This window comes from Streptococcus sp. HMSC070B10 (genome assembly GCF_001808665.1).
Lineage (GTDB): Bacteria > Bacillota > Bacilli > Lactobacillales > Streptococcaceae > Streptococcus.
Genome location: NZ_KV794165.1, coordinates 1 through 1,666 on the forward strand (window position 1 = coordinate 1; position 1,666 = coordinate 1,666).

Here is a 1,666-nt window from a genome sequence, read left to right on the forward strand (position 1 = left end):
CGAAATACAGAACCCGTAAAAGAGTTTAAGAAGAACCTAGTCAAAGCCTTCTTTGAAATGCGTGATGAACTTTCTAAACGCTATCTTCAACGGGAACTGGAAAAGCCAAAGCGCAAGACCTTAACCGAATCTATCAAATCATGGGAGAAAGCACCCAAGCATGCCTATAGCACTCTTACAAACCTACTGCTAAAGGGAGCAACTGGGAAAAACAAAGCCCAACTCATGCAAGAGCGAGAAAGTGAAAACGGTATTGACAGTTTAACAAGTGATGAACTGACAATCTATCAGCGATTGGAAGATATGGTAATAGCTATGATTAACTTGAATAGGGGGTATTCAGAAATTAAGGAATTAATTTTTAAAGTATAGGAGTATAGAAAATGGAAAATGAATTTAAGACAGTTACAAATGCCAAAGGGTTAGAAATTCCAAAGTATTCCAAGGATTTTAAAAAGCTAGTTGAGAAAGACAGACAATTAGCCGAATATCTTTGTATGAACTATGAGGACTTAGAAAGTGAAGACCTGGGGGCATTTCTTGAGACAGTAGAGCAGGGATTCAGCTGGATTCTAGATCTTATCGATAGTAAAGATTTGATTTATAAACCAAAGTCAGGTAGTAATCATGCAAAAAGAAAATAAAAAAATCACTTGCTCAAATTTTAGACGAGGCGAGCAAGCGATAAGATTAAGGATATAGAAATTTTTTCTATGCTTTGATTATAGCAAAAAATATCTATTCTATCAAATACATAAAGAAAAACCGAAGAGCAGGCAAGCAATTAGAAAAGGTTTTGAAAATCAAGTGCTGACAGGGTAATTCTAAGACCTTGTTTAGCTGAAAGATGGGTAATTACTCACGAAACACCGCTACAAGCGTTCGCCAACTTGGGGCAATCGCCCAGCGTTTGGAGTGGGTGGAAACCTGTATAAGAAAAGGCAAAAGAAAAGGAAATAATATGACAGTAAATACAAATGATGTTCTAGTAGATTATGAGGGGCTTTGTTGTCAGTTAACTGATACTCTACTAGTCTTAGAAATGGCTAGTATGGAAGACAGTAAACAATCATCAGCTTTACTAAATACAGTAATCCAAGCTATGAACCAACTCATTTCAGAACATACTCAACAGGCTAATGACTATAGAAAGGGGATAAAACATGAATGAGTTAGATTTAAGCAATACACAGGCGCTTATTTTTACCGTGATATTGGTTGGCTTTCTCATGTATCTAAACCACCTAGACCGCCAAAAAAGCGCCCGAATTGAGCGAGAAAGTACACAGACGATAGAAACGACTAGCGAGGATTTAAGCCCTGATTATGGGCGATATATTCAGCTTGCAGGGGTTAAGCCATGGGGGTACTAAGATGTTTGAAAAAATGATTGAAGATTTAAAGTCTAAGATTTTGGAAGCAGTGGAACGATATTTAAAAAGCCATGAGAAAGTACCTCAAAAAAGATTAGATTTAATCAGCAAGGTGGAACTAAAGGAAGAACTGGGCATAGGAGATAAAACCTTGACAAAATGGGAAGGTGCAGGACTACCGCAGTATATACCTCCTATTGAAGATACTAGAAAAGCGTATTATAAAATTTCAGATGTTTTAAAGTTTTTGGGGGTAGATGATGGCAAAGACTAAAATATATTTTTGGTTAAAA

At 36.6% G+C, this 1,666-nt stretch carries 4 protein-coding genes and 1 pseudogene; all 5 read left to right on the plus strand.

Annotated elements, in window-relative coordinates; all coding sequences use genetic code 11:
• Positions 1-372, plus strand: a pseudogene (locus tag HMPREF2613_RS04930) (hypothetical protein); the annotation flags it as partial.
• A gap of 11 nt (positions 373-383) precedes the next feature.
• Entirely contained in the window at positions 384-644 is a 261-nt protein-coding gene (locus HMPREF2613_RS04935; RefSeq protein ID WP_064276816.1) for a hypothetical protein, read from the plus strand.
• A 317-nt stretch (positions 645-961) separates the two neighbouring features.
• Complete coding sequence (locus HMPREF2613_RS04940; protein WP_049509650.1) at positions 962-1,171, plus strand: hypothetical protein; 210 nt, start codon at positions 962-964, stop codon at positions 1,169-1,171.
• Entirely contained in the window at positions 1,164-1,373 is a 210-nt protein-coding gene (locus HMPREF2613_RS04945; RefSeq protein WP_064276815.1) for a hypothetical protein, read from the plus strand. Before HMPREF2613_RS04940 ends, HMPREF2613_RS04945 begins: the two co-directional genes overlap by 8 nt.
• A gap of 1 nt (position 1,374) precedes the next feature.
• On the plus strand, positions 1,375-1,647 hold the full coding sequence (locus HMPREF2613_RS04950; RefSeq protein ID WP_061419259.1) for a hypothetical protein: 273 nt from the start codon (positions 1,375-1,377) through the stop codon (positions 1,645-1,647).
• The last annotated feature ends 19 nt before the right edge of the window (positions 1,648-1,666 follow it).